The organism is Faecalibacterium faecis, assembly GCF_040096475.1.
GTDB lineage: Bacteria > Bacillota > Clostridia > Oscillospirales > Ruminococcaceae > Faecalibacterium > Faecalibacterium taiwanense.
In genome coordinates, this window is the sequence record NZ_JBBMEP010000054.1 from 1 (window position 1) to 842 (window position 842).

At 53.4% G+C, this 842-nt stretch carries 1 protein-coding gene and 1 tRNA gene; one reads left to right on the forward strand and one right to left on the reverse strand.

What is annotated here, in order from left to right; translation table 11 throughout:
* Positions 1 to 492: tyrosine-type recombinase/integrase (locus WMO17_RS13075; RefSeq protein WP_349138328.1), on the forward strand; the 492-nt coding region annotated here is incomplete at its 5' end.
* A 162-nt stretch (positions 493 to 654) separates the two neighbouring features.
* Here WMO17_RS13075 and WMO17_RS13080 read toward each other — a convergent pair.
* Positions 655 to 730: transfer RNA gene (locus WMO17_RS13080), tRNA-Lys, on the reverse strand.
* Positions 731 to 842: the final 112 nt, after the last annotated feature.

Sequence of the window (842 nt, forward strand, 5' to 3'; positions counted from 1 at the left end):
GAGGAACTGAAGAAGTGGCTGAATCAGCTGGCGGCAGACGAGAGGAAAGACCCGACACGCTACCATGACAGTGGAATGCTGTTCCGTCTGCCTAACGGTCTGGCGGTGGAGCCTGTGCTGATCCGCAAGAAGTTCCTCAAGTGGCAGGATGCCCACCCGGAATTCCCCCGCATTGTGTTCCACGGTTTGCGGCATTCCAGTGCCACCTATCAACTGATGATCTCCGGCGGCGATGTGAAAGCCGTTCAGGGCACCACAGGGCACGCCACGGCGGATATGCTGGTGAACACCTACGCTCATATCCAGCAGTCCTCTCGTGTAGAACTGGGCAGGAAATTTGAGGAAGGGTTCTATGCTAAACAGGAAAGCCCCAGCCCGCAGGCTGTACCCGCCGCAGGCGAACCGACCATCTCCATGACCGCTCTGCTGGAACTTCTGAAGGACGCAGACCCCGAAGTAAAGGCGCAGCTCCGTCTGGCTCTGCTGACCTGATGCAAAATTTACCACGCATTTCAAAGCAATTCCAGCCCATGCAGAGGATTCCCACGAAAACGCCGACCGTGCAAAAACCGTGCATTGACCGTGCAAACCCCGATTTTTCGGGGTTACATAACAAAAAAGAACGTCAAATCTTACGATTTGACGTTCAATATCTGGTGCACCTCCAGGGACTCGAACCCTGGGCCCACTGATTAAGAGTCAGTTGCTCTACCAACTGAGCTAGAGGTGCATATTATCAGAATGCGGTTTCTTCATTCTGATAACTCAAGTCGGCGACTACCTATTTTCACGCGCCGTTTCCAGCGAACTATCTTCGGCACAAGTGAGCTTAACTTCTGTGT